We start from the raw sequence: 1,537 nt of genomic DNA on the forward strand, positions 1-1,537 counted from the left end.
TGGGCCAGGCGCATCACCGCGTCCAGGTCCACCGAGTCGGCGAGGCGGTCCGCGAGGTGGTCGAGGCTACCGGCGGCTCCCGGTCGCTCCGCCGCCGGGACCAGGCCGAGGTGACGGGACGGCGCGGTGACCTCGTCGTCCCGGCTCAGCACCCCGAGCACGGGGATCCCCAGCGGCTCCAGGGCGCGGCGTACCTCATCCGAGTGGCGGAGAGACCCGGCCTTGTTGAGGATCACCCCGCCGATGCGGACGGAGGGGTCGAACGTCGCCATGCCGAGTACCACGGCGGCGATGCTGCGCGAGGCGTGGGAAATGTCGACCACCAGCAGCACCGGGGTGTCGGTGAGGCCGGCGACGTGGGCGGTGGAGGAGAAGCCGTCGCCGCCGATCTGGCCGTCGTACAGGCCCATCACGCCCTCGATCACGGCGACGTCGGCCGGGCGCGGCTCGGCCTGCGCCCCGTGGAGCAGCAGGGGAACGATCGCGTCCTCGCCGACCAGATGCGGGTCGAGGTTGCGGCCCGGTCGTCCGGTGGCGAGCTCGTGATATCCCGGGTCGATGTAGTCGGGCCCCACCTTGTGGCCCGAGACCGTGAGGCCCCTGCGCCGCAGCGCCGCCATGAGCCCGGTGGCGACGGTGGTCTTGCCGTGACCCGACGCCGGCGCCGCCACCACGAGCCGGGGCAGGTGCGTCACCATTCGATCCCCCTCTGCCCCTTCTGGCCGGCGTCCATCGGGTGCTTGACCTTGGTCATCTCGGTCACCAGGTCGGCGGCGTCGAGCAGCCGGGGGTCGGCGTCGCGGCCGGTGATCACCACGTGCTGGCGACCGGGCCGCGACGTCAGCGTCTCCACCACGTCCTCGACGTCCACCCACCCCCACTTCATGGGATAGGTGAACTCGTCGAGCAGGTAGAGGTCGTGTCGCTCGACGGCCAGCCGGCGCGTGATCTCCGCCCAGCCCTCGGCGGCGTCGGCGGCGTGGTCCTCCTCGGTGCCGTCCTTGCGCGACCAGGACCAGCCGGAGCCCATCTTGTGCCATTCGACGGGCCCGCCCTCACCGGTCTCGGCGTGCAGTCGGGCGAGGCGCTCCATCACGGTCTGTTCGCCGATGCGCCACTTGGCGGACTTGACGAACTGGAACACGCCGATGTCCCAGCCCTGGTTCCACGCGCGCATGGCCAGGCCGAACGCGGCGGTGGACTTCCCCTTGCCGGGCCCGGTGTGGACCATGATCAGGGGTTTGTTGCGGCGTTGCCGGGTGCTCAGCCCGTCGTCGGGCACGCGGGTCGGTTGTCCCTGCGGCATCAGGCCACCTCTCCCTCGGGGTGTGCGGGGCTCTGTCGCGCGGCCGTGCGGGTCCGGACGGTGTCGGTCAGCCCCTCGGCCGTCACCTCGCCCAGCGGGATGTGTTCGGCGCCCAGGTGGGCGGCGAGTTCGGAGGCCAGGCCCATGCGGAACCGACCGCTCTCGCAGTCCACCACCACCGACGCCACCGGTAGGGAGGCCAGCCCGGCCGCCGCGGCGTGGGACCGGGCG

Annotated in this window: 2 protein-coding genes and 1 pseudogene; all 3 read right to left on the reverse strand. The window is 72.6% G+C overall.

Going from position 1 to position 1,537, the window contains the following annotated elements:
- Positions 1-698: cobyrinate a,c-diamide synthase (locus G6019_RS11490; protein ID WP_182627631.1), on the reverse strand; the 698-nt coding region annotated here is incomplete at its 3' end.
- The gene (gene cobO / locus G6019_RS11495) at positions 692-1,306 is read right to left on the reverse strand and encodes a cob(I)yrinic acid a,c-diamide adenosyltransferase (RefSeq protein WP_107755355.1); all 615 of its coding nucleotides are present in this window, start codon (positions 1,304-1,306) and stop codon (positions 692-694) included. The genes G6019_RS11490 and cobO, both read right to left, overlap by 7 nt.
- Positions 1,306-1,537, reverse strand: a pseudogene (locus G6019_RS11500) (magnesium chelatase); the annotation flags it as partial. The pseudogene G6019_RS11500 and the gene cobO, both read right to left, overlap by 1 nt.

This window comes from Dietzia sp. DQ12-76 (assembly GCF_014145045.1).
In the GTDB taxonomy this organism is placed as follows: domain Bacteria; phylum Actinomycetota; class Actinomycetes; order Mycobacteriales; family Mycobacteriaceae; genus Dietzia.

Excerpts from the sequence above, each read along its gene's own strand:
- cobO (WP_107755355.1), bottom strand. The coding sequence starts at position 1,306 with ATGCCGCAGGGACAACCGACCCGCGTGCCCGACGACGGGCTGAGCACC.